24 protein-coding genes and 1 pseudogene are annotated in these 24,064 nt (G+C 56.1%); 16 read left to right on the top strand and 9 right to left on the bottom strand.

Annotation, left to right across the window (positions count from 1 at the left end):
* Positions 1 to 60 precede the first annotated feature (60 nt).
* From AC1RNA_RS05925 to AC1RNA_RS05905, 5 genes are all read left to right on the top strand, one after another.
* On the top strand, positions 61 to 1,035 hold the full coding sequence (locus AC1RNA_RS05925; protein ID WP_492950459.1) for a CHAD domain-containing protein: 975 nt from the start codon (positions 61 to 63) through the stop codon (positions 1,033 to 1,035).
* A gap of 115 nt (positions 1,036 to 1,150) precedes the next feature.
* Positions 1,151 to 1,798, top strand: a complete 648-nt coding sequence (locus AC1RNA_RS05920; protein WP_492950458.1) for a BON domain-containing protein — start codon at positions 1,151 to 1,153, stop codon at positions 1,796 to 1,798.
* 103 nt (positions 1,799 to 1,901) lie between these two features.
* Positions 1,902 to 2,156 (top strand): hypothetical protein, encoded by a 255-nt coding sequence (locus AC1RNA_RS05915; RefSeq protein ID WP_492950457.1) that lies wholly within the window; start codon positions 1,902 to 1,904, stop codon positions 2,154 to 2,156.
* The gene (gene mgtA / locus AC1RNA_RS05910; protein WP_492950456.1) at positions 2,153 to 4,717 is read left to right on the top strand and encodes a magnesium-translocating P-type ATPase; all 2,565 of its coding nucleotides are present in this window, start codon (positions 2,153 to 2,155) and stop codon (positions 4,715 to 4,717) included. The genes AC1RNA_RS05915 and mgtA overlap by 4 nt, the downstream gene beginning before the upstream one ends.
* A 69-nt stretch (positions 4,718 to 4,786) precedes the next feature.
* Complete coding sequence (locus tag AC1RNA_RS05905; protein ID WP_009337652.1) at positions 4,787 to 5,260, top strand: hypothetical protein; 474 nt, start codon at positions 4,787 to 4,789, stop codon at positions 5,258 to 5,260.
* Positions 5,261 to 5,307: 47 nt separating this feature from the next.
* Here the strand turns inward: AC1RNA_RS05905 and AC1RNA_RS05900 are convergent, their stop codons facing one another.
* Together AC1RNA_RS05900 and AC1RNA_RS05895 are read right to left on the bottom strand one after the other, a co-directional pair.
* Positions 5,308 to 7,677: a phosphoketolase family protein gene (locus AC1RNA_RS05900; protein ID WP_492951182.1), complete on the bottom strand. Its 2,370-nt coding sequence runs from the start codon at positions 7,675 to 7,677 to the stop codon at positions 5,308 to 5,310.
* 133 nt (positions 7,678 to 7,810) lie between these two features.
* Positions 7,811 to 8,491: a helix-turn-helix domain-containing protein gene (locus AC1RNA_RS05895; protein WP_492950455.1), complete on the bottom strand. Its 681-nt coding sequence runs from the start codon at positions 8,489 to 8,491 to the stop codon at positions 7,811 to 7,813.
* 209 nt (positions 8,492 to 8,700) lie between these two features.
* Here AC1RNA_RS05895 and AC1RNA_RS05890 point away from each other — a divergent pair, with 209 nt between their 5' ends.
* Together AC1RNA_RS05890 and AC1RNA_RS05885 are read left to right on the top strand one after the other, a co-directional pair.
* Entirely contained in the window at positions 8,701 to 9,903 is a 1,203-nt protein-coding gene (locus AC1RNA_RS05890) for an acetate/propionate family kinase (RefSeq protein WP_492950454.1), read from the top strand.
* A gap of 124 nt (positions 9,904 to 10,027) precedes the next feature.
* Complete coding sequence (locus AC1RNA_RS05885; protein ID WP_492950453.1) at positions 10,028 to 10,300, top strand: hypothetical protein; 273 nt, start codon at positions 10,028 to 10,030, stop codon at positions 10,298 to 10,300.
* Between the two features lie 126 nt (positions 10,301 to 10,426).
* On the opposite strand, the gene AC1RNA_RS05880 is transcribed toward AC1RNA_RS05885, so the two are convergent.
* Entirely contained in the window at positions 10,427 to 11,155 is a 729-nt protein-coding gene (locus AC1RNA_RS05880; RefSeq protein WP_009337657.1) for a CBS domain-containing protein, read from the bottom strand.
* A gap of 82 nt (positions 11,156 to 11,237) precedes the next feature.
* A complete protein-coding gene (locus tag AC1RNA_RS05875; RefSeq protein WP_492950452.1) occupies positions 11,238 to 12,221 on the bottom strand; it encodes a zinc-dependent alcohol dehydrogenase family protein in 984 nt (327 codons plus the stop codon).
* Positions 12,222 to 12,348: 127 nt separating this feature from the next.
* Here AC1RNA_RS05875 and AC1RNA_RS05870 point away from each other — a divergent pair, with 127 nt between their 5' ends.
* Positions 12,349 to 12,822, top strand: coding sequence for an Hsp20/alpha crystallin family protein (locus AC1RNA_RS05870; RefSeq protein WP_492950451.1), 474 nt, complete (start codon positions 12,349 to 12,351; stop codon positions 12,820 to 12,822).
* Between the two features lie 66 nt (positions 12,823 to 12,888).
* Here AC1RNA_RS05870 and AC1RNA_RS05865 read toward each other — a convergent pair whose 3' ends face one another.
* A complete protein-coding gene (locus AC1RNA_RS05865) occupies positions 12,889 to 13,284 on the bottom strand; it encodes a hypothetical protein (protein WP_492950450.1) in 396 nt (131 codons plus the stop codon).
* Positions 13,285 to 13,450: 166 nt separating this feature from the next.
* On the opposite strand from AC1RNA_RS05865, the gene AC1RNA_RS05860 reads away from it, so the two are divergent.
* Genes AC1RNA_RS05860 through AC1RNA_RS05850 form a run of 3 tightly spaced genes read left to right on the top strand, consistent with a single transcriptional unit; the run spans position 13,451 to position 16,487 of the window.
* A complete protein-coding gene (locus AC1RNA_RS05860) occupies positions 13,451 to 14,584 on the top strand; it encodes an MlaE family lipid ABC transporter permease subunit (protein WP_492950449.1) in 1,134 nt (377 codons plus the stop codon).
* A gap of 2 nt (positions 14,585 to 14,586) precedes the next feature.
* On the top strand, positions 14,587 to 15,366 hold the full coding sequence (locus AC1RNA_RS05855) for an ABC transporter ATP-binding protein (RefSeq protein ID WP_009337662.1): 780 nt from the start codon (positions 14,587 to 14,589) through the stop codon (positions 15,364 to 15,366).
* 8 nt (positions 15,367 to 15,374) lie between these two features.
* Positions 15,375 to 16,487 carry an ABC-type transport auxiliary lipoprotein family protein gene (locus tag AC1RNA_RS05850; protein WP_492950448.1) on the top strand — a complete coding sequence of 371 codons (1,113 nt, stop codon included), beginning with the start codon at positions 15,375 to 15,377 and terminating at the stop codon, positions 16,485 to 16,487.
* 46 nt (positions 16,488 to 16,533) lie between these two features.
* Here AC1RNA_RS05850 and AC1RNA_RS05845 read toward each other — a convergent pair whose 3' ends face one another.
* Complete coding sequence (locus AC1RNA_RS05845; protein ID WP_492950447.1) at positions 16,534 to 16,887, bottom strand: c-type cytochrome; 354 nt, start codon at positions 16,885 to 16,887, stop codon at positions 16,534 to 16,536.
* Between the two features lie 145 nt (positions 16,888 to 17,032).
* On the opposite strand from AC1RNA_RS05845, the gene AC1RNA_RS05840 reads away from it, so the two are divergent.
* Together AC1RNA_RS05840 and AC1RNA_RS05835 are read left to right on the top strand one after the other, a co-directional pair.
* Complete coding sequence (locus AC1RNA_RS05840) at positions 17,033 to 17,275, top strand: lipoyl domain-containing protein (RefSeq protein ID WP_009337665.1); 243 nt, start codon at positions 17,033 to 17,035, stop codon at positions 17,273 to 17,275.
* Between the two features lie 49 nt (positions 17,276 to 17,324).
* On the top strand, positions 17,325 to 17,786 hold the full coding sequence (locus AC1RNA_RS05835; RefSeq protein ID WP_009337666.1) for a baeRF12 domain-containing protein: 462 nt from the start codon (positions 17,325 to 17,327) through the stop codon (positions 17,784 to 17,786).
* 7 nt (positions 17,787 to 17,793) lie between these two features.
* On the opposite strand, the gene AC1RNA_RS05830 is transcribed toward AC1RNA_RS05835, so the two are convergent.
* Positions 17,794 to 19,020, bottom strand: coding sequence for a cyclic nucleotide-gated ion channel (locus tag AC1RNA_RS05830; RefSeq protein WP_492950446.1), 1,227 nt, complete (start codon positions 19,018 to 19,020; stop codon positions 17,794 to 17,796).
* Positions 19,021 to 19,228: 208 nt separating this feature from the next.
* Here AC1RNA_RS05830 and AC1RNA_RS05825 point away from each other — a divergent pair, with 208 nt between their 5' ends.
* Together AC1RNA_RS05825 and AC1RNA_RS05820 are read left to right on the top strand one after the other, a co-directional pair.
* Positions 19,229 to 20,788, top strand: a complete 1,560-nt coding sequence (locus AC1RNA_RS05825) for a thymidine phosphorylase family protein (protein WP_492950445.1) — start codon at positions 19,229 to 19,231, stop codon at positions 20,786 to 20,788.
* A 9-nt stretch (positions 20,789 to 20,797) separates the two neighbouring features.
* A complete protein-coding gene (locus AC1RNA_RS05820) occupies positions 20,798 to 22,390 on the top strand; it encodes an MBL fold metallo-hydrolase RNA specificity domain-containing protein (protein WP_492950444.1) in 1,593 nt (530 codons plus the stop codon).
* A gap of 83 nt (positions 22,391 to 22,473) precedes the next feature.
* Here AC1RNA_RS05820 and AC1RNA_RS05815 read toward each other — a convergent pair whose 3' ends face one another.
* Together AC1RNA_RS05815 and AC1RNA_RS05810 are read right to left on the bottom strand one after the other, a co-directional pair.
* Positions 22,474 to 22,881, bottom strand: coding sequence for a response regulator (locus AC1RNA_RS05815; protein ID WP_492950443.1), 408 nt, complete (start codon positions 22,879 to 22,881; stop codon positions 22,474 to 22,476).
* Positions 22,882 to 22,931: 50 nt separating this feature from the next.
* A pseudogene (locus AC1RNA_RS05810) lies at positions 22,932 to 23,080 on the bottom strand (LuxR C-terminal-related transcriptional regulator); the annotation flags it as partial.
* A 194-nt stretch (positions 23,081 to 23,274) separates the two neighbouring features.
* Here AC1RNA_RS05810 and AC1RNA_RS05805 point away from each other — a divergent pair.
* Positions 23,275 to 23,943 carry a CBS domain-containing protein gene (locus AC1RNA_RS05805; protein ID WP_244469007.1) on the top strand — a complete coding sequence of 223 codons (669 nt, stop codon included), beginning with the start codon at positions 23,275 to 23,277 and terminating at the stop codon, positions 23,941 to 23,943.
* The last annotated feature ends 121 nt before the right edge of the window (positions 23,944 to 24,064 follow it).

The raw sequence follows: 24,064 nt of genomic DNA, 5'->3' as shown, positions 1-24,064 counted from the left end.
ATTAGTTCGAGAATCACCAATCAATACTTTGCTACGGTCAGGCCGATGCGGATGCAGCGCATGGTAAGACAAACGAAACAACAACTATCGACCAGACATGGACGAGGCTCCGTCGCAAGAAGCGGCGGGAATCCGTCGGAAGCTGGAATCATCGTGCTCGATCCGAACATGACGACAGCGGAAGCGTTCATATCCATCGGGATCGAATGCCTCTGCCATGTCGCCCGCAATCGGGAAGCTGTGCTCCGGGGAGACAGTGAAGGCATCCATCAAATGCGCATCGGTTTGCGGCGGCTACGCGTGGCGCTATCGATTTTCAAGAAGATGCTGCGCGGGCGCGACATCATAGCAATCACAGATAAAGTCAAATGGCTGGCGAACCAGCTTGAGCCGGCACGAGAATATCATGTTTTTCTGACAGACGCCTTTAAACATGCGCACACATCCGGCCTCGAATTTGAGGTTTTGAAGGCTGACATCAGAGCTAGATACGATCTTTTCCTAAATTCATCCAAAAGGGTCGTCGGTAGCGATGGCTTTCGAGCATTTATCGCCGAATTGGCCTTGTGGCTGCTGGATGGTCCTTGGTTGCACGACAGAGACAGCCGCACCACCTTTGCCCGCGAAAAGCTTCTGAAACATTTTGCCCAACATGAGCTACGAGAGCGTGCGTGGAAAATTTCCAATGCGGCGCGCGGAATCGACAAGCTCACTCCTGCGAGACGCCACAAGCTTCGCATTGCAGTGAAGAAGATACGTTACACATATGGATTTTTTGAACACCTCATCACGACGAAAGCAATAAAGGGAATAAAGCTGAGCTTTATGGAGGAGCTGGATTCATTGCAGGACAAGCTTGGGAAATTGAATGACATCGCAACTCAGATGGAGCTTGCATCGAAGCTTTCCCGCGAATTGAAGGACGATAAAGAAGCTCTCTCGCTTGGTTTCGTGATCGGCCTCAGAATATGTCGTATCCAGCCGATCCTGAAGAAAGCGAAAAGATCCGGCCGCCGCCTTTACCGGCTAGCTTGAGTTCCAAAATCTCGCCCTTCCCTAAAATACAGCTTAACGGACCTTGAGGTGAATCAAACGGGGCGCCCTGCGGCAGGCTTTAATCAGGCTCCAGCATCGTGAGGGAGTTCTAGCCATGAACGATATCCAACTGCGCCAAGATATTCTCAATGAACTCGACTTCGACCCGCGGGTGGAGGCGAGCCATATCGGAGTTGCCGTCAAGGACGGAATCGTCACCCTGACGGGATATGTCAACAGCTATGCCGAACGCGTTGCCGCGGGGCATGCCGCTCAGCGTGTCAAAGGTGTCCACGGAATCGCCCAGGACATCGAGGTCCGCTATCCCGATGAGAAAAAAACCGCGGACGACCAAATCGCAAAACGCGCGCTCGATATTATCGCCTGGGATACGACAATTCCCGACGAACATATCCAGGTCATGGTCCAGAACGGGTGGGTCACCCTCAAGGGCCACGCCGATTGGGCGTTCCAAAGAAACAATGCAGAGGCCGCCGTACGCCGGCTCGGAGGCGTCCTGGGTGTCACCAACCTCATTGAAGTTCGCCCCAAGGTCAGCGCCCCCGACGTCAAGCGCCGCATCGAGGAGGCGTTGAAGCGCAACGCACAGATGGAATCCAGCAACATCATTGTCGGAGTCACCGGCAACAAGGTCACCCTTAACGGCAAGATTCACGCATGGCACGAAAGAAATATCGCCGAACAAGCCGCCTGGGCCGCCGCTGGCGTGAGCCAGGTTGAAGATAATCTCAGGATTGCCTGACCAAATACGTAGCCAGCCCGGCTTCGACCGGGCTGGCTACGTCTTCCGCCACTGCCGGCTTGACTCATCTCAACGCATGGATTCGTCGAGAGAGGAAAACGACATGCCATATGTCGATCATCATGTTCTGACACCGCGGGAAGCCTATAACGCCAACCACTGGCGTCGCAGGGCCAAGCTGACCTTGGACAAAGCGAAGTCCGTTGAAGATCCCCAGTTCAAGGCCCACCTGATCCAGGTGGCAGCCGAATATCAAAAACTTGCAAGGTGTGCAGACAACGTCAGGGCCGAACTCGGCATACATTCCGGGAGCCCGCACACCACCCGCGGGAGGCCCAAGACACAGGGACCTGCATGAGTTCCAATACCATCGCGGCGGACGATTGCTTCTGGACTGCAACCAACCTCGATCTTGCATCCGGAGTTTCGTCCGACACCCGCGGTCTCTCCAGCCAGGAGGCCACCGCAAGGTTGGCGCTCTATGGCCCGAACGAACCGGTCACATCTCTGCGGCGAAGCCTTCTCATCAAGATTGGGCGGCGGCTGATTGAACCGCTCACCGCTATTCTCCTGCTGGCCGCTTTGATCACCGGCGTCATGGGCGACCGGGAAAGCTGCGTGATCATTGTCGTCATTCTCACCTCCTCCATCGCTCTGGATCTGTTTCAGGTTCAACGCGCGGAAGCCGCTGTCGAAGCGCTGCGAAAATCCGTGGCCGTCACCGCACAGGTGCGCCGCGACGGCCTGTATCAGACGGTTCTCGTTCGCGATATCGTGCCAGGAGACATCATTCAACTCAAGGCAGGCGGACTCGTCCCGGCGGATGGCGTTGTCCTGACCTCTCATGACGCCCGTACCAATGAAGCCATTCTGACCGGCGAACCTTATGCGGTCGAAAAGCGCCCGGGACCAAGCTCCGGCGTGCTGCCAGCCGATGCATTCAACGCGTTGTTCAGCGGCACGTGCCTCGTCAATGGCACAGCCGAAATGCTCGTGATCCGCACCGGCACACAAACGCGCTTCGGCAAAATATCCTCGTCACTGCAGGATCAGGAGGCGCCGACTGCGTTCGAGACAGGCATTCACTCTCTCGGCGTTCTCATTCTGCGGCTTACCGGATTTCTGGTTCTCTTCGTCGTTCTTGTCCAAGTGAGCAGCCACCGCTTTTCGCTCGATAGTTTTCTCTTTGCGGTCGCGCTGGCGGTCGGGCTGACACCCGAACTGCTTCCCATGATCGTGACCGTCACTTTGTCGAAGGGCGCCGTTTACATGGCCCAACGCAAGGTCATCGTGAAGAAACTGTCGGCCATTCACGACCTCGGGGCCATGGATATCCTCTGCACCGACAAGACTGGAACACTTACGGAAGCGAGCATTGCGTATGACGGCAGCTTCGATTGCGATGGACAAAAAAGCGCCGATGTCGAGGCTCTTCTCTATTTGAACTGCAAACTCTCGCGCTACGCTCACAATGAAATGGACGACGCCGTTCTTAAAACGGCAACGCCCGCCGCAGTGGACGGCTATCTCGACGCCGCGCCCTTTGACTTCGAGCGGCGGCGCTCCTCGGTTCTTTTCACTCGCGCAGGCACCCCGACGATCGTGACCAAAGGGACTCCCGAAAGCCTCATCCTGTTGTGCTCGAAAGTACAGCACGCAGACGGCTCAATCCGCCCGCTGGACGCGTCGATAAGCAACAAGCTGAGGGCTCTGGTGGAAGATCGCGGCGCACAAGGCTATCGCCTCCTGGCGGTCGCATGCCGGGCGATGCCAAGCGACCGTACCACGATCGACATACACGACGAATGCGACCTCATTCTCGCAGGCTTTGCCTCGTTTCTCGATCCCCCAAAGGCTTCAGCCAAGGATGCCATCCGTGAATTATCGGAAGCAGGTGTCAACGTGAAGATCATCTCCGGCGATGCAAAGCCGGTGGTGCGTCATTTGCTGGGGGTATTCGGCTGGAAGTCGCCGCAGATCATATCGGGCGACGAAATTGAACAGATGAGCGCGACGGCACTCGAGGCATGCGTGGCGGATATCGACGCATTCGTGCGGACCTCTCCGGATCAGAAAATGCGGATTGTTCGTACCCTTCGACGATGTGGCCACACCGTCGGATTTCTGGGCGACGGGATCAATGACGCGCCTGCGATCCATGCGGCGGATGTCGGCATCTCAGTTGACACAGGAACCGACGTCGCCCGTGCGGCTGCCGATATCATCCTGCTCGCGCCCGATCTCGGCGTTCTCAGCGCCGGCATCAAGGAGGGCCGTCGGACATACGCCAACATCATGAAGTATATCCGGATGGCAACCAGCTCCAATTTCGGCAACATGTTGTCGATGGCGTTTGCTTCGCTGCTGTTGCCATTTCTGCCGCTGACGCCTCTCCAGATTCTGCTCAACAATCTTCTGTACGATTTGTCCGAAACCGGCATCCCGTTCGATCGCGCCGACAAGGCTGATGTCGACAAGCCCCATGCCTGGGACATGCGATCTATCCTGCGCTTTACACTTGTCATGGGCGCACTATCCTCTCTGTTCGACATCGCGACCTTCGCCCTGCTGCGGCTTGTCTTTGCGCTCGACGTCTCGGCCTTTCGGACGGCTTGGTTTGTGGAATCGATCGCCAGCCAGATCCTGGTGATTTTTATCATCCGGACTGTGCTTTCCCCACTCAAAAGCCATCCGCATGAAATGCTAGCGCTGACGTCGCTGGGCGCGCTGGGCTGTGCGCTCGTCATTGCCCTGACCCCGCTCGGCATATTGGCGCAACTCGTGCCGTTACCGTCCATGGTGGTCGCGGCCATGATGGCTATGGTCGGGGCATATTTGCTGTGCGCCGAAGCCGTCAAACGCACAGGCGCGAGGTGGCTTTATCCACCCCGTGAGATACCCCCCAAGACCGCGTCGTAATCGTATTGAGTCAAATCAAACTTGGGGTTCCTCGCTCGGCTAAAATATTATCTGACAAAGGAGGCTTACATGCGCGCTTTGCGGACGAGAGAAATTTGCCAAGCAATCTTATTTGCGACTGCACTGACACTCGGCGTACCAAAGGGAAGCGCCGCTGAGTCACTTTCCCGAGAGGCTTACTTACCGCATCTCGGCGACCTCATGAACACCATGCAAGCGCGGCACCTCAAGCTATGGTTCGCCGGCAGATCGAATAACTGGCCTCTGGCCGCCTACGAAGTCGACCTGATGATGGAGAATTTCCGGGATATCGCCATCCTCTATCCGAACGTGCCTGTCGCCGATGTGGAAATGCTTATCGGTCCCACCAAGGATATTGGCGAGGCCATCAAGGCCAGGGATGCCGTGAAATTCAGCGAAACTTACAAGGAGCTAACGGCGGCCTGCAATTCCTGCCACCAGGCGATCGGTCGGGAGTATATCGTCATCCAGGTCCCGACCGCTTCGCCATTCAGCAATCAGGTTTTCCCGCTGAAGAAATAAGGCAGTTCCAGCCTCACCAAAGACCGAGCTCATTCAAGGCCGGTGAGTTATTTGGTGCCCTTCCACCGCCAATTTCTTACCTCTGGCAAATCCACACCGTGGACCCGGATATATCGTTCATGCTCGACCAGCTTATCGCGAATGGCCTGCTTGACATATACGGCAGCCGCGCCGAGTTGCGGCACCCGGTCAATGACATCGGCGACAAGATGGAAGCGATCAAGCCTGTTACGAACGGCCATGTCGAAAGACGTCGTCGTTGACCCCTCCTCCTCATAACCTCGCACATGGATATTGGCGTGATTAGCGCGCTTGTAGGTGAGCCGGTGGATCAACGGCGGATAGCCGTGATAGGCAAAGATCACAGGCTTATTCGTGGTGAACAATGCATCAAAATCGTTATTGGTCAGCCCATGCGGATGCTGCTCTTTCGATTGCAAGGTCATCAGATCGACGACATTCACCACCCGGATTTTCAGCTCCGGAATTTGGTTCCTCAGCAGGTCGACAGCAGCAAGCGTCTCCAATGTGGGCACATCTCCCGCGCAGGCCATCACGACGTCGGGCTCGCCGCCCCTGTCATTGCTGGCCCATTCCCAGATTCCGACACCTTGCGTGCAATGCTTGATCGCCGCGTCCATTGATAGCCATTGCGGACTTGGCGCCTTGCCGGCAACGATAACGTTGACGCGGTCCCAGCTTCGCAGGCAGTGATCCGTTATATACAGCAGACTGTTCGCGTCTGGTGGCAGATAGACGCGAACGATGTCCGCCTTCTTGTTGACCACATGATCGATGAAGCCGGGATCCTGATGACTGAAGCCGTTATGATCCTGCTGCCAGACGTGTGAGGTGAGCAGATAATTCAGCGAGGCGATCGGCTGCCGCCAAGGCACTTCGCGCGAGATCTTGAGCCATTTAGCGTGCTGATTGAACATTGAATCCACGATGTGGATGAACGCCTCGTAGCAGGAAAACATGCCGTGCCGGCCCGTCAGAAGGTAGCCTTCGAGCCATCCCTGGCAGGTATGCTCGCTCAGGATTTCCATCACGCGGCCATCGGGGCTGAGATGATCATCCTCCGGAATTCTTTCGGCGTCCCATGACCGGTCGGTGACCTCGAACAGCGCCTGCAACCGGTTGGAGGCGGTCTCGTCCGGACCAAAGACGCGAAAATTCCGATTGGCCTTGTTCGCCGCCATGGTGTCGCGCAGAAAACCTCCCAGCACGCGCGTAGCCTCGGCGTCGGCTTTTCCAGGTGTCTCGACATCGACGGCGAAGGTTGTGAAATCGGGCAGGCAAAGCGGCCGTCTCTCGGCACCGCCATTGGCATAAGGGTTCGCGCTCATCCGCCTTGTCCCTACCGGCGCGAGGGCGGCGATCTCTGCGCGGAGCTTACCTTGCTCGTCGAACAGCCGTTCGGGAAGATAGCTGCGAAGCCAGTGCTCCAGCAGTTGCAGGTGACCCGGCTTCTTCATGTCGCCGAAAGGGACCTGATGTGACCGCCACGATCCTTCGGCCTTCTGGCCATCCACCGTCTTCGGTCCGGACCACCCCTTCGGGCTTCTGAGAACAATCATGGGCCAGCGAGGACGCTCCGGCACGATCTGATCTCGGGCATGCTTTTGAATTTTGGCAATGTCCGAAAATGCCGATGCCAGCGCGGCTGCCATCTTCCGGTGCATCTCGAAATGGTCATCACCTTCGACAAAGATCGGCGCATAACCATAACCTTGAAACAAAGAACGGATTTCCTCAGAAGAAATCCGCGCAAGCACGGTTGGATTCGCGATCTTGTAGCCATTGAGATGGAGAATGGGCAACACCGCCCCGTCCGAGGCCGGATTGAGGAATTTATTGCTGTGCCAGCTCGTCGCCAACGGCCCGGTTTCGGCCTCGCCGTCTCCCACGACGCAGGCAACAATCAAGTCCGGATTGTCGAACACAGCTCCAAAGGCATGGGATAGCGAGTAGCCGAGCTCGCCGCCTTCATGGATGGAGCCGGGTGTTTCAGGCGCGGTATGGCTCGGGATCCCACCCGGAAACGAAAACTGACGAAACAGGCGCTTGATGCCCTCAAGATCCTGCGTGACGGCTGGATAGAGTTCGCTGTAGGTGCCCTCAAGATAGGCATTCGCGACGATGCCCGGCGCGCCATGGCCGGGCCCCGTCACGAACAGGATGTTCAGGTCTCGCGCCTTGATCAGACGATTGAGGTGCGCGTAGATGAAATTCAGCCCGGGCACGGTTCCCCAGTGACCCAGGAGCCGCGGCTTAACATGCTCGATGGCAAGCGGGATTTTCAGCAACGGATTGTCGAGCAGGTAAACCTGCCCGACGGAAAGATAGTTGGCGGCCCGCCACCAAGCGTCGATAAGACCCAACTCGTGGTCCGTCAGAGGTGTATCCGCTACCATTTGACCTCCGGCACGCACACAGGAGGGAATATTTTTGATCGCCGGGCCGACATAACAAGGCTGTCTGCCCGGCAAGAGTTAGCACGCGATAGGGTTCCATCGCAGGCTGACGTTTAATCCGGCAATCGCCTTATCATTCCAGCATGCTTGCCAGACGGTTGCGGTCGCGAAGCGTGATGTGTCGGGCCCCTGAAAATGCCAGAACGCCCTCATCGTTGAGTTGAGACAAGGCGCGAGAGACCGTCTCAAGGGTTAGCCCCAGATAGTCACCGATATCACGGCGGCTCATCGGCAACCCCATCATACCGGCCGAGGAAAGCCGCTTGTCCATCTCGACCAAGAATGTTGCGACGCGTTCCATGGCGGTTTTTCGCCCGAGCAGCAGCATGTGGTCTTCTGCATGTTTGAGGTCGGCAACCGTGATCGTCCACAGATGGTGCGCAACCTTCGCATTCGCTTCGGCAAATGTATCCAGGCTGCTTCGCTTGACCAGGCGAACGGTCGTATCGATGATGGCTTCGGCGCTGAGCCGGTGCGCCGAAGCCGATTCCAGACCGAAAACATCACTCGGCAAATGAAAAGCGCCAATATGCCGGCGGCCATCGCTCATCAGCTTGTACGTTCGAACCGCTCCGCGCACGACTTGATAGACGAATTCAGCGGCCTCCTCCTCGCCATAAATTTCCTCGTCCTTCCCGTAGTTAAACTCCGTCGCAACCAACCCGCAGTGATCGGCGATGATGCTGAAACGGTCGGAAGGCGGCGGGATCGGTGGCAGTTGCTTCAAGCGCAGGGCACTGGACTGGATCTGCATGGCGACCTCCTCGGGAACACATGGGCCCGTCTTCTAGGTCTCCTGGCCATTCGCTTAAATTCAGGTCGATATCCTAAGGGGTTTACCGGATACGATATATTTTATGGATTCAATACCTAGGATAGGCTTCTCTTCCCTATACTGAAGGAGGGCCTATTGAAATCATTGCTCTATCTTCAAGATACAGACACCGGACCGGAGAGCGCGAAGTGGGAAAGGCAATTCTGACGATCAACGCAGGCTCCTCCAGTCTGAAATTTTCAATATATCGCATCAATGATCAAAGCGAGTTGAGCCTGAATTTTGAGGGTGTAGTAAGCCCCCTCGATAAAATTCCCGTCTTGAAAATCAAGGACGCCTCGGGGAGTCAGGTCAGTGATCAGACATGGGACCGGTGTCCAGAGTTCTCCGAAATTCTCTCAGCCGTCATGGAGCGTTCTGAAGCCCTTCTCGGCACGGATACTCTGTTCGCCGTAGGGCATCGCGTGGTCCATGGCGGACCGGATCACACCTGTCCCGAACTCATAACGCCGAAGCTCCTGGACACCCTCACCCACCTCACCCCACTCGCTCCCCTTCACGAACCGCACAACCTCCATCCGATCCATCTGCTTGCCGCTCTGCGTCCCCGTCTGCCTCAGGTTGCCTGTTTCGATACAGCTTTTCATCACAGCCTCCCGCCAGTGGCGACCCGCTTCGGACTGCCCCGGACCTACGAAGCCGACGGACTGCGCCGTTATGGCTTTCACGGCCTGTCATATGAATACATCGCGGAAAGGCTTGGCACCGCTTCGGCACGTCTGGCGAATGGTCGCGTTATCGCCGCGCATCTTGGCAGCGGCGCGAGCCTTTGCGCACTGAAGGCCGGTCGAAGCATCGAGACAACGATGGGATTCACTGCTCTCGACGGGCTTCTGATGAGTACGCGGTGCGGAAGTCTGGACCCGGGCGCGGTTTTATTCCTCGCCCAGACGGAGAAAATGACACCTGCCCAACTTTCGGAGCTGTTCTACACCAAATCTGGCCTGCTGGGCGTATCTGGGTTGTCGGGTGACTTGAGGGTATTGCTCGAGAGCAAGGACCCGCATGCCAAAGATGCGATCGAACTGTTTGTTTATCGGATCGTGAAGGAGATCGGCGCGCTGACTGCCGTCCTGGGCGGGCTTGACGGTCTAGTGTTTACCGCCGGCGTCGGCGAACACGCTTTTCAAATCAGGCAGATGGTTTGCGACCAGCTTAAATGGCTCGGCGTTGAGATCGATGCGCAGAGCAATCAACATAATGCCACGACGATCAGCACACCGGACACGCGAGTTGAAATCCTGGTCATTCCCACCAACGAAGAGCTTGTGATCGCGCGACACACCTTCCGTGTCGCTGCCGAGAGGTATCCTGAACTCGAGAATGAGTAGCAGCCTAGCCCGGCAGGGCGGGCCATCATCTTGCGCAAGATCAAATACGCATTCTCCTGGCGCACTATCCTAACGCAAACGAGCCCGTTGCACAGCTTCGGGGCCTTATTCCAGGAGAAGGCAAATGCACCTCGACAACATCCTCGTCGATGCAAAGCAACCCGCCGATCTCATCAGGGGAAGGATCGTCATACAATATCCGACCCTTGCGGAGGCTGCGGTTGAATTTCAAAGACTCTCGCCGTGCGAGCAGAACAACGCGCTTATGAAAAGCGCCGGTATCACCTATACGCGCGATGAAATCGAACGGCTGTGCTATGCAAAGGACTATCTTACGCACAGCACCCTCACCAAAACACCTCGAAAAATCGGTTCGCGCGCAAGGCTGAGACTATAAAGCCTGAGGCTATAAAATACACAGACCAAGACCAGCGGAGGTGGATTTCCCAGCCACCGGCCTCAGTCTGTAATCACACTCCCACCGGCATCCAGCTACAGACCGCCCAACCGCCTTTGGCCTTGATCAGCTACGGGTCGCGGCGCTCTCATCTTCCGGAGACAAAAGGCTCAGACCGGACATCGGCTCGATCCAGCAGAGATGATCGTGAACCTCTTTGACGCCTTCAATATTCTCGGCGGCGACAATGGAGGCTTGTCGCGATCGCTCATCGGTGATGATACCGTCTATCTGGACGACTCCATCACGTACGCGAATACCGAAACTGATCGGTCGCCAAGGGTTCTCCTGGATTGCCCGGACGATCCGCTGCTGAAGGTGGTCGTCATCCGCTGTCGGATCAGGAACCTCACGGTCCAAGCTGGCGACAGTGCGCAATAGGTCCGTGCGTGTGACAATTCCCAGGAGCTGCAGTCCCCGCACTACCGGCAGCCGCTTGATGTTGTGCTTCTCCATAAGGCGCACTATTTCCTCAAGGCTGGTCTGCTCGGTGACTGTCACGGGCTGTGCGTTCATCACTTCTCCAACCTTGCGACCCTGCTCGTGAACGAACTCGGTCGCGGCTCTACCCGGACCAACGAAAAAAGCCAACCATCGCGCGCGTCTTGTTTGAGTGCCGATCTCCGCTCGGCGAACGAAATCTCCTTCCGTGATAATACCGACGAGCTTGCCGAACTTATCAACGACGGGAAGGCCGCTGATCCGGTTCTCCAACATCAAAAGAGCTGCCTCTCTCAAAGAGGTGCCTTCGGTGACGGTGATCGGATTCCGTGTCATGACCTGATGCGCACGCATGTTTCTCTCCTTCGGTTGAAGAAGGAGTAGCTCAGCGAGAAGCTGTCGTTTTGATACGGATCAAGCGGACGATTACGCGCGATCACGGCTTGAGTACCGCGGCTCCGACAAGATCGCCTCTTCGCAACATGGCCAATACCTCATTGGCCCGCTCCAGCGGAAAGGTGGTGGTGTGCGTCCGAACCTTGACCTGTGGAGCGATGTTGAGAAACTCAACTCCATCGTGGCGCGTGAGGTTTGCAACCGAAACAATCTGTCGTTCTTCCCATAACAGGCTGTATGGGAAGGACGGGATGTCGCTCATATGAATGCCTGCGCAGACGACCCGGCCACCTTTCCGCACCGCACGCAGTGCCGCAGGAACAAGCGAGCCGACAGGCGCGTACAAGATCGCTGCATCGAGAGGTTCCGGTGGCAGCGCGTCGGACGATCCGGCCCATACCGCGCCCAGTTCTTTTGCAAATGTCTGCGCTGTCGTATCGCCGCCGCGAGTGAATGCATAAATCGAGCGGCCCTGCCACTTCGCCACTTGAGCGACAATATGGCCGGCCGCGCCGAACCCATATATGCCAAGACGCTTTGCATCTCCACTCATGATCAAGGAGCGCCAGCCAATGAGGCCCGCGCAAAGCAATGGGGCAAGCGCCTCGTCGCTACCTTCTTCGCCCAATGGAAACGCGAAATCGGCATCGACAACGGTGTGAGACGCAAATCCGCCATCGCGCGTATAGCCCGTGAACAAAGGCTCGTCGCAGAGATTTTCCATTTCGCTCCTGCAGTAGAAACACTCTCCGCAGGTGTGGCCCAACCAGGGAATGCCGACGCGCTCACCAAGGCGATGGCTGGAAACGCCGGGTCCGACAGCATCGACGCGCCCGACAATCTCATGTCCAGGAACGATCGGATATTTGATGTGCGGCAGTTCGCCATCCAGAACATGCAGATCGGTTCGGCAGACGCCGCAAGCGCCGATCTTCACGCGGACCTGACCTCGCTGTGGCACGGGGTCCGGAAGCTCGGTCATCACGAGTTCCGTTCCCGGCCTGTTGAGAACCATCGCGCGCATTCGCAAACCTCTTGGCTTGCTCAGTTCCTAGGACTGCCCGTCGAATGAACCTTGACGCTGCTCAACATCAAACTAATTAGCCGCGCAAAAATGATTTTAGAGCATGTGCTCTGAAACGGAGGCTATGATGACAACGAAATCGGTAATTCCCGTAACGCAGGACCGCGCCGTTGCCCGCCGGGAGCAGAATCCCTTCTCCTTGCTGCAACATGAGATTGATCGTCTGTTCGACGGCTTTACGCGTAGCTTCGCGCCGTTCTCGCAAAATCCGGTTGTTCCCAACATGGATGTCGCCGAGACCGACAAGGAGATCGAGATCACGGCTGAACTCCCTGGACTCGAGGAAAAGGACGTTCAGATCAACGTAGCCGACAATCTGCTCACCATCCGCGGCGAGAAGAGAAATCAGCGCGAAGAGAAAGACAAAGATTATCATCTGGTGGAACGAAGCTACGGTTCGTTCCTTCGCACCGTCGAGCTGCCGGCGGGTGTCAATCTCGACACCATCAAGGCGACGATCTCGAAAGGCATCCTGAAAGTGACGGTGCCGAAACCCGCACCCTCGCAAGTAAAGAAGATCGAGGTCAAGACCGCGGCGTAAATAAGCGAATGAACAAAAAGAGCGGCGTGGCGTGGACCATGCCGCTCTTTTTTTGGGGCGACTGCGTTAGAGACGTTCCACTCTCATCACGCGGAAAGGATGGGTCTCACCTTCCTCTCGGATTGAGACATACTCCCCTTCGACGAACCGCTCGTCCTCGAAATGATAACCCGCCTCATCGGGGCCCATATCGTAGTGGAACGCCCAGGAGCCGCCCGGACGACGAACCAGATGGCCATGAGCTTCGCGCTCATCAGGCCTCAATCGTGAAATGCGGCAAGCTTCCTTATGCTGCCGCCATAGCTCGTGATCGATGTTTCCTTCGGGAGTCAGCGGCATAACGAGCACATAGCCGACTTCCTCGTCACCGACAGGATGACCCCGTTCACGGGCAAGGGTCAGACGAACTTTGCGGAAGGCAGGCGGCAGACTGGTGTTCAATATCGGATCAAGTTTCGACATGGGGCCTCTGATTGTTGATCGAACCAAGCCCAAGCAGGCTAATTCTCGCAATCTTTCCGGAATTGACCTTCGTCAAGCCGCTCCAATTGGCATTCTTGAGACAAATCAACACCCCCCGTGGGCCAATCCGCTTACTGGCTGTCGAAAACAAGGCTGAAGGCAGACCATGAGTGCCGCACCAACACTGACGACAAACCTAGTCGATGGCAGTGCACAGCTTTACGCCGCCGGCTCATGGACCGCATCTCAGGTCTCCTCACTCGAACCCGTGGTGAATGCGGCAATACACAATGTATCGGGTGCACGGGTCCTGCAACTCGACATGTCCGCGGTCGACCAGATCGACACCATAGGCGCATGGCTTCTCGAGCGCATGATCCGTCGTGTCCACCAGGCAGGCTCAGAAATCCGGACTGTGGGCATCCACGAACGTTTCGCAGGACTGATCGACGAACTGCGATCTGTCAATCTGCACCCTCCGGTCCACGAGCGTCAGAATGCCGTTCTGCTTAAGCTCTATCAGATCGGCCAATCGACAGTTGCCTCTCTGCAGGAATTGCTGGTCTTCCTCGAAATGCTCGGCCGGCTCGGCAGCGTTCTTGCAAGACTGGCTTTCAAGCCGGGTCGTTTGCGTCTGACGTCCACGATCTATCAGTTGCACAAAGTGGGATGGCAGGCAGTGCCTATCATGGTGCTGATCACATTTTTAATCGGCGCCATCATCGCCCAGCAAGGCATCTTCCATTTCCGGAAGTTCGGCGCCGATGCCTACGTCGTGGATATGGTCGGCATTCTCGTCTTGCGGGAAATCGGTGTGCTGATCGTCGCCATCATGGTCGCTGGCCGGTCTGGCAGCGCTTATACCGCAGAACTCGGCTCCATGAAAATGCGCGAGGAGATCGATGCTCTAACCACGATGGGCCTCGATCCGCTCGAAGTGCTGGTGCTGCCGCGTGTGCTCGCCCTGGTCATCGCGTTACCGATTCTGGCATTCATCGGATCGATTGCGGCGCTCTACGGTGGCGGCCTGATCTCATGGCTTTACGGCGGCATGAGCCCCGCGATTTTCATCGCCCGACTTCACGAGGCGGTGTCCGTCACTCATTTTGAAGTCGGCCTGATCAAGGCGCCTTTCATGGCGCTCGTCATCGGCATCGTCGCCAGCAGCGAAGGATTGCGTGTCAAGGGAAGCGCCGAGTCTCTGGGGCGACAAACCACGACATCGGTCGTGAAATCGATTTTCCTCGTTATCGTCCTCGACGGCCTGTTCGCGGTCTTCTTTGCATCAATCGGAATGTGACCATGACCGATCAGCACTCCGACATTGCCATTCACGTCCGCGATCTCATCGTCGCGTTCGGCAAGCATACAGTCCTGGACCGTCTTTCGCTCGATGTCCGGCGCGGGGAGATTCTCGGCCTAGTCGGCGCCTCGGGCGGAGGCAAGTCAGTGCTGATGCGCACCATCATCGGGCTGCTTCCCAAGCAAAGCGGTACTGTCGACGTCATGGGTACCGAAATTCACGGTGCCGACGACAGGCAGACGCAAGAATCGGCCGCCCGTTGGGGCATCCTGTTTCAGCAAGGCGCGCTATTTTCGTCATTGAATGTCCGGCAGAACATACAGGTGCCGATGCGCGAACACCTGTCTATGTCTCAGGAACTGATGGATGAGGTCGCCGATGCAAAGCTCGAAATGGTCGGCCTGAGCGCGGCCGACGGTGACAAATACCCTTCGGAACTGTCAGGCGGAATGACGAAGCGCGCTGCGCTTGCGCGCGCGCTGGCCCTGGATCCTGCGATCGTATTTCTCGATGAACCGACCTCCGGGCTCGACCCCATTGCAGCCGGTGATTTCGACGCGTTGATCAAAACCTTGCAGAAGACGCTGGCATTCACCGTGTTCATGGTGACGCATGATCTGGCCAGCCTCCACACCGTCTGCGACAGGATCGCCGCTCTGGCCGACGGCAAGATCGTCTCGATCGGCCCCATGAGCACCCTCCTCGAAGCAACGCATCCATGGGTGCGCGCATATTTCCATGGCGCCCGCTCCGAAATGCTACAACCCCACAACAGTTGAGGATCCTGATGGAGACCCGCGCCCCATACATCATCGTCGGTCTGTTTGTCCTCTCGATCGCGGCGGCGATATTCGGCTTCGTCTACTGGCTGAACAATGCTGGCGGCCTCGGCGCGCGCAGCGTCTATCAGGTCCGGTTCGACGAACCGGTGCCGGGATTGCTGGTCGGCGCAGGCGTTCTGTTCAACGGAATACGCGTGGGTGAAGTGACACGGCTTGCGCTCGATCCGCAAAGTCCCCGCCGGGTGAATGCATCCGTCAGCGTTCTGACAGATACGCCCGTTCGCGCCGACACCAAGGTTGGGTTGGAGTTTCAGGGCCTGACCGGCGTGCCGGTGGTAGCCTTGGAAGGAAACAAGGATACGCTCTCCACAGCACCTATCGGCGTTCTGATTGCCTCACCTGGAGCGGGCCAAAGCATGACGCAGGCGGCCCGCGAGGCGCTCAGGAAAATCGACTCCGTTCTCAGCGACAATTCGCAGCCGCTCCACGACACCATCGTCAATCTGAGTACGTTTGCTGAAGGGCTGGCCCGTAATACGGGGCGTCTCGATGGCATCATCGCGGGATTGGAAAGGATGACGGGAGGGGGTGCTTCAGAGACAAAGAAGCACATCTACGATCTGGAAGCCGTTCAGACATATGTCGCCAGAAGCCCTCTCGCGCTACAGCTCGCCATTCCTGAGCCGACCGTGATCCTGGCCCTCGATACGCAGCGCCTGGTCATAACGCCGGAGAGCGAGAATCTTGATCCCTCGATCGTGCAAGCGCAATGGGCCGACAGCATTCCCAAGCTCGTCCAAGCGAGGTTAATCGAGAGCTTTGCGAATTACAGTGAGGAGAGAGCGCCGATTCGTCCTACCGAAGGAGTACAGGTCGATGCGACGCTGTTGAGTGAGATCCAGCGGTTTCAGGTCGACATGACCGGCAACCCAACTGCCGAAGTGTCCCTCGCGGTCAAGATTGTCGGCAAGTCGGGGAAGATCGTGGCTTCCCGCATTTTCCGAGCCAGTCAGCCGGTGGCACATCTTGATGCGAAGACTGTCGTGTCGGCCCTGAACTGGGCCTTCAGCGACGTGACCAAACAGATCGTGACATGGACCGCCGGTAATCTTAAATGAGATCGGCGCGACGGCGTCTAGGAATGTTGGAACGAGCCGCGCGGATTCACCGGCTGTTCTCGAAGGTCTTCAGAAACGCGATGAAGTCTCCGACTTGATCAGGATCCAGCCGGAATTCCGGCATGCTCGGATGCCCGGTCGAAATGCCCTCCGCAAGCGCCTCAGCAAGCGTCTCGACGGGGTATCGCGTGTGCAGGGTGCGGAACGGCGGCGCTATCTTGAGCGGACTGGCGGTCACGCGATCGATCGAATGACATTGAGCGCAGTTGACCCGTGCAAACGTCCTTCCACGTTGCACTGCCGGATCTTCCATCGCCCAGCACGAACTAATCAGTCCGGAGGCGAAAAAAGCAGCAAGGGATATGTCCTTCAACCTCAGAAAACCTCTGTCTTTTTCCATGAGAGCACCGACCCATCCGCCTTATGACTGTCTTATAATATTGCCATTCGAGAACGAGGCACACCTTGATAAACGTCAAGGCGGCCCGACCCTTTCCGCGTATCAATATAATTGTTCACGATGACCCGTATGCGGAGGATCAATTATGACCGATCTGATCGTTCAACCAAATCTCTGGGTGACCAGAATGCTTCCCGAAGGAATCGTCGAGAAGTGGCTTGTCGCCGATGGCGCAAACGTTACTTCGGACGACCCCCTTGTCGATGTTCGGATCGAAAATCAGCTTAGACGGTTGAAGTCACCTGATACCGGGCGGCTGACGATCTACGCGCCACAAAATAGCGTCGTGGAACCGGGCATGGTGATAGGCAGGGTCGAGGCTGCCTAAAGTACAGTCGGGCAGATCACTCGCCCTCGCCAGAAGGGATGCGTTTTACATGACCAAGCTCAAGCTGCGCCCTGCCTCGCTGGTCCTTGTGGCCGACGGCACGAAAGCGCTTTTTCTTCGAAACGCCGGAGACGAGGTCTTTCCAAATCTCATCGTCGCGCACGCGTTCAAAGACAACAATCCTCCGACCAGAGATCAGGGAACCGACCGCCCGGGACGTGTCCACGAGAGTGCGACCTCAAGGCGCAGTCAGGTTGAAACGACAGACTGGCATATTGTCGAGAAACATAAGTTCGTAGAAGCAACAGCGGCTTCCCTCGAACGATACATTGAGGATGAAGGCGTCAAAAGCATCGTTATCGTCGCCCCGCCACGAGTAGTTGGCGCCCTCCGCGCGACACTGCCTGAAAATATCCGGAAGCATATTCTCGCTGAAATCGAAAAAGACCTGACGAACCAGCCGGTTCATGAGATCGAAAAATACCTCACGGATTATTTTCTCCCCGGCTGAAATGAGGTCAGTCGAGATCGACGGCCGGAGGCTCCTTCGAAGTACCGGCCACTGGAGCATTTTCCGCACGCTGCGATGCAATTCGCCGGATGTGCGAGGCAATACGAGGCTCACGCTCCATCAATAGTTCCAGATCGCCAGCGCCGAGGACCAATAGCTTCGCTCTCGTACATGCTCTCGCCGTCCCCGAACGCTTTGTCCTGCTCAGTAAAGCCTGCTCCCCGAAAAACTGACCCGCGCTGAGTTGAATTTTGTGCTTATCTGAAAGCACGACTTCTATCGTCCCACTTGCGACGAAGTACATGGCATGTGCCGGGTCCCCTCGGCGTACAATGACCTCGCCTTTTTCATAGCGGCGCGCACGCAACAGCCCCATAACTTCTGCAATATTTTCTGCCTTGAGATGGGCAAACGCGGGGACCTGAGCGATCATGCTCCAGGTGATGACGAAATCGCGGCGGTGAATGACATCTGAAAAAGCGTGGGCGATGATGCCAACCGGTAAAGCGATCATGATCAAGCCGCCTATGATCGTGCCGGCGGCAACCAACTTGCCTACTCCTGTCAGCGGGACGACATCACCATAGCCTATTGTGGTCAACGTAACGAGCGACCACCACATAGCATCTGGAATTGTACCAAACTTGTCTTTCTGCACCTCCCCTTCAAGCATGTGCATGAGGCTGGCTGAAATAACAGTGCAGCATATCAAGATGATCAAGCACGCGCCGAGCGCCCAGCGTTCGGCCCATAACACTTCCATGAGCGAACTCATACCGGGCGAATAGCGGACCAGTTTTAAAATTCGCATCGTCCGGAAAACCACCAATCCTTTCAAATCGGCGTCGCCAAAGATCGAGAGCCAGAGCGGCGCAACGGCCAACAGATCGATCAGCCCCCAAGGGCTGACCAGATAGCGAAGACGAGCCATAAGCGTCGACTTCCCCCGGTAGGGAATGTGTTCCGGCGCGATCCAAATACGGGCCAAATATTCAAGGCTGAAGACCGAGACGCTTATAAACTCGACTCCGCGAAAAATAACAGTGTAACGCGCATACAGTTCAGGAACAGATTCCAAAATTGTTGCAAGAACGCTGACGAAAATGAATATTCCAATAGACCAATTCAGAATATACCCGAGCCCATCTTCGTCTGATCTGGCTTCGAGCGCTTGATAAAGATGGCTGCGTGACCGCTTGGACGCAGACAGAACAGCTCCTTTGCGTGAGGCCATTGATTGCATCTGATCGCCGCTTCAATCCTTCGTATCTGCCAGAGAGACGGGTCGACGACACTAGGGATGATTTCATTTCGACCTTGGGGATTCCGCCCCATCAACACGTGAAACGGGTTGAGGTAAATCAAGTCCGCCGTTCCCCAAGGGTCACGGTGCTTGATTTAGATCATCGCGCTTCCACAACAAGCGCGGGATCGAAGATAAAATGGGAAAGATTGCACCAACGGGAATTATAACCTCGGCCGATGAGGTTGGCCGCCCTCCGCTCAAGATCCGTTTCGTTAATTTGGATACCGGCCGCGAGAACATCGCCGTTATCTCGCGACGATCCCAGGCACTCCGTCCTGACGTCTTCTGTGGATTCAGTCGGATTCAAATCCAATGCGGGGATAAGCTGCTTCTCGCAACCCTGTTGATCACGGACGATGAGTCCCTTGTCGGGACGAACGAACTCGGGCTTGCCACTCCGGCTTTCAGAAGGATGAACGAGCCCGAAAATACGCTTGCGACCGTTTCGCCCGCGCCGCCTCCAAAGAGTCTGGATTTTGTCCGATCGAAGATTCAGGGCGATATTCTCGATGCCGTTGAAATCGCAGCTATCGTCGACGATCTGACAAACCATCGATATTCGGAACTGGAAATTGCTGCATTCCTCGTAGCGACTGCCCGTTTGATGACGGCCAGCGAATTGCTCGCGTTGACATCCTCAATGGTTGACGCCGGCACTCGGCTCCATTGGCAGAAGCCAATGATCGTTGACAAGCACTGCATCGGAGGGATTCCCGGTAACCGAACCTCGATGATCGTAGTCCCGATCGTCGCGGCGCACGGCCTTACCATGCCGAAAACTTCCTCGCGAGCGATCACCTCGCCAGCAGGTACAGCCGATACAATGGAGGTTCTGGCCAAAGTCGATATTGATACAGATCACATGAAACGAGTGGTCGACAAATGCGGAGCATGTCTGATCTGGGGCGGACACGTTAATCTATCACCGGCGGACGATATTCTCATCTCCGTGGAGCGCGTTCTGGGTCTGGACACCATCGAGCAGATGGTGGCCTCCATCATGTCAAAGAAGATAGCCGCCGGCGTTACTCATCTTCTCGTTGATATTCCCGTTGGCTCCTCGTCGAAGGTTCGCACGCCCGCAGAAGCACTACGCTTGAGAAAACTGTTCGAACTGGTGGGAGATCATTTCGGTATCGCCGTGGAAGTCGTCACCACAGAAGGTCGGCAGCCGATTGGGCATGGTGTCGGACCCTTGCTGGAGGTCCATGATGTGATGTCCGTGCTTGAGAACAGACCGGATGCGCCACAGGACCTTCGGGAAAAATCGCTCAATCTCGCTGCCCGGCTCCTAGAATATGACCCGGCCCTGCGTGGCGGCACCGGCTACGCACGGGCCCTTGAATTATTGGAAAGCGGCGCAGCTCTTCGAAAATTACAGAGCATTATCACAGCACAAGGTGAGCCACCCTATGCGGCAAGTCTCGGGCATCTGCAAAGAGATATCATTGCATCGAAGCACGGAATCGTCAGCAACATCGACTGCCTGAGAATAAACCGTATTGCGCATATGGCAGGCGCTCCGATCGACAAAGGAGCAGGCATTCAAATCTTCAAAAAAATTGGAGAACACGTTTCTCCAGGCGATCCTTTGTATCGGATCTTTGCTTCCGAGGCGTCGGGCTACGATCTCGCCCTTCGTGCATCATTTGAACAAAATGGGTTTTCCATAGACGACCGCCCGGAACCTCAGTGAGGACGCGTCATGAATACGACTCTTCAATTCTGCGGCGCGGCCCACACCGTTACGGGCTCCTGTTATGTTTTCAACACCGGTCAGGCCCGCTTTCTGGTGGACTGCGGGATGTTCCAAGGTTCGAAAACCTTGAAGTCCATGAACTATGGTCCCTTCCCCTTCGATCCCCGTGAGTTGGACGTCCTTCTTCTCACACATGCACATATCGATCATAGCGGGCTTATTCCAAAACTCATAAAGAGCGGGTTCAAGGGCCGGATCCTGGCCACTCAGGAAACCATTGATCTGTGCTCTTACATGCTGCCGGATGCCGGCGGCATTCAGGAAATGGAGGTTAAAAGTCTCAATCCCCGCAATCAGGCTCGTGGAAGAGCGCCAGTCACTCCGATCTATACCGAGGAAGACGCAATAAACTCGCTCCAGGCCTTCGACGCAGTGAGATACGAAACCTGGGTCGAAGCGGCAAAAGGCGTCCGCGCGCGGTACTGGAATGCAGGCCACCTGCTCGGTTCAGCATCAATTGAAATCGAGATCGATAATGGAGCGCAAGAGCCACCACTCAGAATTTTAATGTCGGGTGATATTGGTCCAAGCGAGAAGCTTCTTCAATCGGCTCCTTCGGGGCCAAGCGGGCTCGACTATGTCGTCTGCGAGTCGACTTATGGCGATACCGTCCGCCCACATTCTACAACCGAGGAGCGGCGCGCCCGCCTTGCCCTGGAGGCTCATGAAGCGGCTGCTGGAAAAGGCCCACTAATCATTCCGGCCTTTGCCGTTGAGCGAACGCAAGAGTTAATCGTCGATCTGGTCGATCTAATGGAGCACGATAGAATACCGCGTTGCCCGATCTTTCTCGACTCTCCCCTCGCCATTCATGCGACCGAAGTGTTTCGTAAGCACTCCGCCGCTCTGCAGCCGGATACGGACGCCGGACGGCTTCTGCACTCACCTCAACTACGATTCACCAGGGACGTGGGAGAAAGCAAAGCCATCGAGAGACTTTCGGGTTTTCATATCATTCTGGCCGGAAGCGGCATGTGCGAAGCCGGGCGGATTCGTTATCACCTCAAAAACTGGCTATGGCGCAAGCAGGCGACCGTGCTTCTGGTTGGCTTTCAGGCATACGGGACGCTCGGACGCATTCTCCTTGACGGCGCCAAGGCGGTCCGCATTCAGGGAGAAGAAATTCGAGTGAACGCGCGCATACGCAAGATGGATGAGTACTCCGGCCACGCCGATGGATCGGAGCTTGAGAACTGGATCAGAGCTCGACTTCCGATCCGAAGCGGATTGTTTCTTTCCCACGGTGAGGATGCTGCGATTGAAAGCCTCCGAGGAAGAATCGCGGACACCGCCATTCCAACGAATCAGATTTTTGCACCCGTCCTCGACGAAATCTACGCGCTTGATCCACAGGAGGCACGGTCAGTGCCTTCGACCCGGCGGCGCCTCCAGCCGGAAGCCGTCATCCGTCTCGATTCCCATAACGACATGTCGAAATTTATTCTGGCCCTCAATGATAAGATCGAAGCAGCGGCCGATGAGCGCGCACGGCGCCTCATTATCAGGCGACTTAATAAAACGCTCGATGAGCTGCCATAACAACTATGAGAGAATGGCGAGTTCCAAGTAGTGCTTCACGACAAGCGAACTCTTATCAAGATCAATTAAACTCCTGATCTCCATTACAGAGACTCCTTGGCTGCAAGCACCTCTCGCACCGATCGAACAACGCTGTCTTCGAGGTGAGGTTTCAGCAGCACCGTCGACACGCCCACAGCTTTGGCCTTGGCCTCAATGCGCATGTCGGGGAAACCCGTGATGAGAATGATGGGCGCTTTTATCCCGATATGGCGCAGACTCTCAGCAAGTTCGATGCCGTCTATCGGCTGCATTTTGTAATCGATGATAAAACATTCGGCGTTGCCGCATTCATTGAAATTCAGGAGCTTCTTGGCATTCGGAAAAGCCAAAACCTGGAATCCCTCGACTTCGAGAAAAAAGGTGAGCGATTGGCGCACGTCATAGTCATCATCAACCACAAAAATAAGTTCTGAACGACAATGATGCTTCCACTTCTCTTGAATCTCCATATTTTCATTTAGAATTTGAAGAACTAGCCAGTGTTGATCTCGCTCAACCCTCAATCATTCCGCTGCGGTGCAAACCGGACCAACTCAGAGAGGCTGCCGACTTGCAGCTTGGCCATGACGTTTGCCCGATAAACTTCAACGGTCTTTGGGCTGATGTCGAGATTGCCGCGATCATCTTGTTCGACAAGCCTTCGGCCAATCACTGCATAACCTACCGCTCGCGTTGGCCAGTGATCGGACCCGCGCGGCTGCCTCTAACAGTCTGCGTCGCATCAGCTCACGCAGAGGCCCTCATGCCATTGATCTGCATCAATGGCACTCCTTCATGCGCTGCCAATCTACATGGGGCAAACAGCTAACAGAGGAGACGCTCCGATGAAAGTAAGAGACGTTATGACCAAGCATCTGGTGAGCGTTCTGCCCAATGTACATGTGCGCGAGGCGGCTAAAATGATGGTCGGCAATGGAATTAGCGCACTGACCGTTGTCGACGAGCGCGGATCTCTTGTCGGCCTTCTTTCTGAAGGCGACTTGTTGCACCGGCGTGAATTGAATACAGAGACGCGCCGCTCCTGGTGGCTCGACCTATTCGCATCTGATCGCGACCTCGCGGCCGATTACGTAAAATCAAACTCCCGAATGGTGCGAGACGTCATGACCACCAAAGTTCTCACTGCATCTCCAGACGATACTCTCGGAGACGTCGCCAGACGTTTCGAGAAGCATCACATCAAGCGGCTGCCCGTGATCGAAAATGGACACCTGATTGGTATCATTACTAGAGCGAACTTAGTGCAGGCTCTTGCCAACACAAAAGAGCTGCCCTTGCCGCGCGACACGGACGCCATGATAAAGCGTGAAATCGACCACAGGATCGCAGAGCAGCCTTGGGCTCGTCGCCCATTCAGCATCTGCGTCAGCAATGGCAATGTGGACATAACCGGGATCGTTTATAACGATAACGAACGTGATGCGATCCGCATAGCGGCTGAAAATACACCCGGCGTGGGAGTCGTAGCGAATAACTTGCGCGTGGTGGCGCGCCCCATGGAGGATGGTTAGCCTGCAGGCTGACAGCTATGACTGCACATCGACAAAGCAGATTGCGCTATTGCAGTCGCATATCTCGGTATCTCACTGCAGATCCAAGAAAACGTCAGATCGTCGGCTCGCACCTACAAAT

It is taken from the genome of Afipia sp. GW821-FHT14H12 (genome assembly GCF_058803465.1).
Note: the sequence above shows the minus strand (reverse complement) of the source record. Positions and strands in the feature narration are given on the sequence as shown.

Bases quoted from the DNA above. Each gene is read 5' to 3' on its own strand.
- AC1RNA_RS05845 (WP_492950447.1), bottom strand. From the start codon at position 16,887: ATGGAAAAAGACAGAGGTTTTCTGAGGTTGAAGGACATATCCCTTGCT.
- AC1RNA_RS05905 (WP_009337652.1), top strand. From the start codon at position 4,787: ATGCGCGCTTTGCGGACGAGAGAAATTTGCCAAGCAATCTTATTTGCG.
- AC1RNA_RS05835 (WP_009337666.1), top strand. From the start codon at position 17,325: ATGACCAAGCTCAAGCTGCGCCCTGCCTCGCTGGTCCTTGTGGCCGAC.
- AC1RNA_RS05920 (WP_492950458.1), top strand. From the start codon at position 1,151: ATGAACGATATCCAACTGCGCCAAGATATTCTCAATGAACTCGACTTC.
- AC1RNA_RS05885 (WP_492950453.1), top strand. From the start codon at position 10,028: ATGCACCTCGACAACATCCTCGTCGATGCAAAGCAACCCGCCGATCTC.
- AC1RNA_RS05865 (WP_492950450.1), bottom strand. From the start codon at position 13,284: ATGTCGAAACTTGATCCGATATTGAACACCAGTCTGCCGCCTGCCTTC.
- AC1RNA_RS05840 (WP_009337665.1), top strand. From the start codon at position 17,033: ATGACCGATCTGATCGTTCAACCAAATCTCTGGGTGACCAGAATGCTT.
- AC1RNA_RS05860 (WP_492950449.1), top strand. From the start codon at position 13,451: ATGAGTGCCGCACCAACACTGACGACAAACCTAGTCGATGGCAGTGCA.
- AC1RNA_RS05855 (WP_009337662.1), top strand. From the start codon at position 14,587: ATGACCGATCAGCACTCCGACATTGCCATTCACGTCCGCGATCTCATC.
- AC1RNA_RS05805 (WP_244469007.1), top strand. From the start codon at position 23,275: ATGACCAAGCATCTGGTGAGCGTTCTGCCCAATGTACATGTGCGCGAG.
- AC1RNA_RS05870 (WP_492950451.1), top strand. From the start codon at position 12,349: ATGACAACGAAATCGGTAATTCCCGTAACGCAGGACCGCGCCGTTGCC.
- AC1RNA_RS05850 (WP_492950448.1), top strand. From the start codon at position 15,375: ATGGAGACCCGCGCCCCATACATCATCGTCGGTCTGTTTGTCCTCTCG.
- AC1RNA_RS05815 (WP_492950443.1), bottom strand. From the start codon at position 22,881: ATGGAGATTCAAGAGAAGTGGAAGCATCATTGTCGTTCAGAACTTATT.
- mgtA (WP_492950456.1), top strand. From the start codon at position 2,153: ATGAGTTCCAATACCATCGCGGCGGACGATTGCTTCTGGACTGCAACC.
- AC1RNA_RS05825 (WP_492950445.1), top strand. From the start codon at position 19,229: ATGGGAAAGATTGCACCAACGGGAATTATAACCTCGGCCGATGAGGTT.
- AC1RNA_RS05900 (WP_492951182.1), bottom strand. From the start codon at position 7,677: ATGGTAGCGGATACACCTCTGACGGACCACGAGTTGGGTCTTATCGAC.
- AC1RNA_RS05875 (WP_492950452.1), bottom strand. From the start codon at position 12,221: ATGCGCGCGATGGTTCTCAACAGGCCGGGAACGGAACTCGTGATGACC.
- AC1RNA_RS05925 (WP_492950459.1), top strand. From the start codon at position 61: ATGGTAAGACAAACGAAACAACAACTATCGACCAGACATGGACGAGGC.
- AC1RNA_RS05830 (WP_492950446.1), bottom strand. From the start codon at position 19,020: ATGGCCTCACGCAAAGGAGCTGTTCTGTCTGCGTCCAAGCGGTCACGC.
- AC1RNA_RS05915 (WP_492950457.1), top strand. From the start codon at position 1,902: ATGCCATATGTCGATCATCATGTTCTGACACCGCGGGAAGCCTATAAC.
- AC1RNA_RS05895 (WP_492950455.1), bottom strand. From the start codon at position 8,491: ATGCAGATCCAGTCCAGTGCCCTGCGCTTGAAGCAACTGCCACCGATC.
- AC1RNA_RS05880 (WP_009337657.1), bottom strand. From the start codon at position 11,155: ATGCGTGCGCATCAGGTCATGACACGGAATCCGATCACCGTCACCGAA.
- AC1RNA_RS05820 (WP_492950444.1), top strand. From the start codon at position 20,798: ATGAATACGACTCTTCAATTCTGCGGCGCGGCCCACACCGTTACGGGC.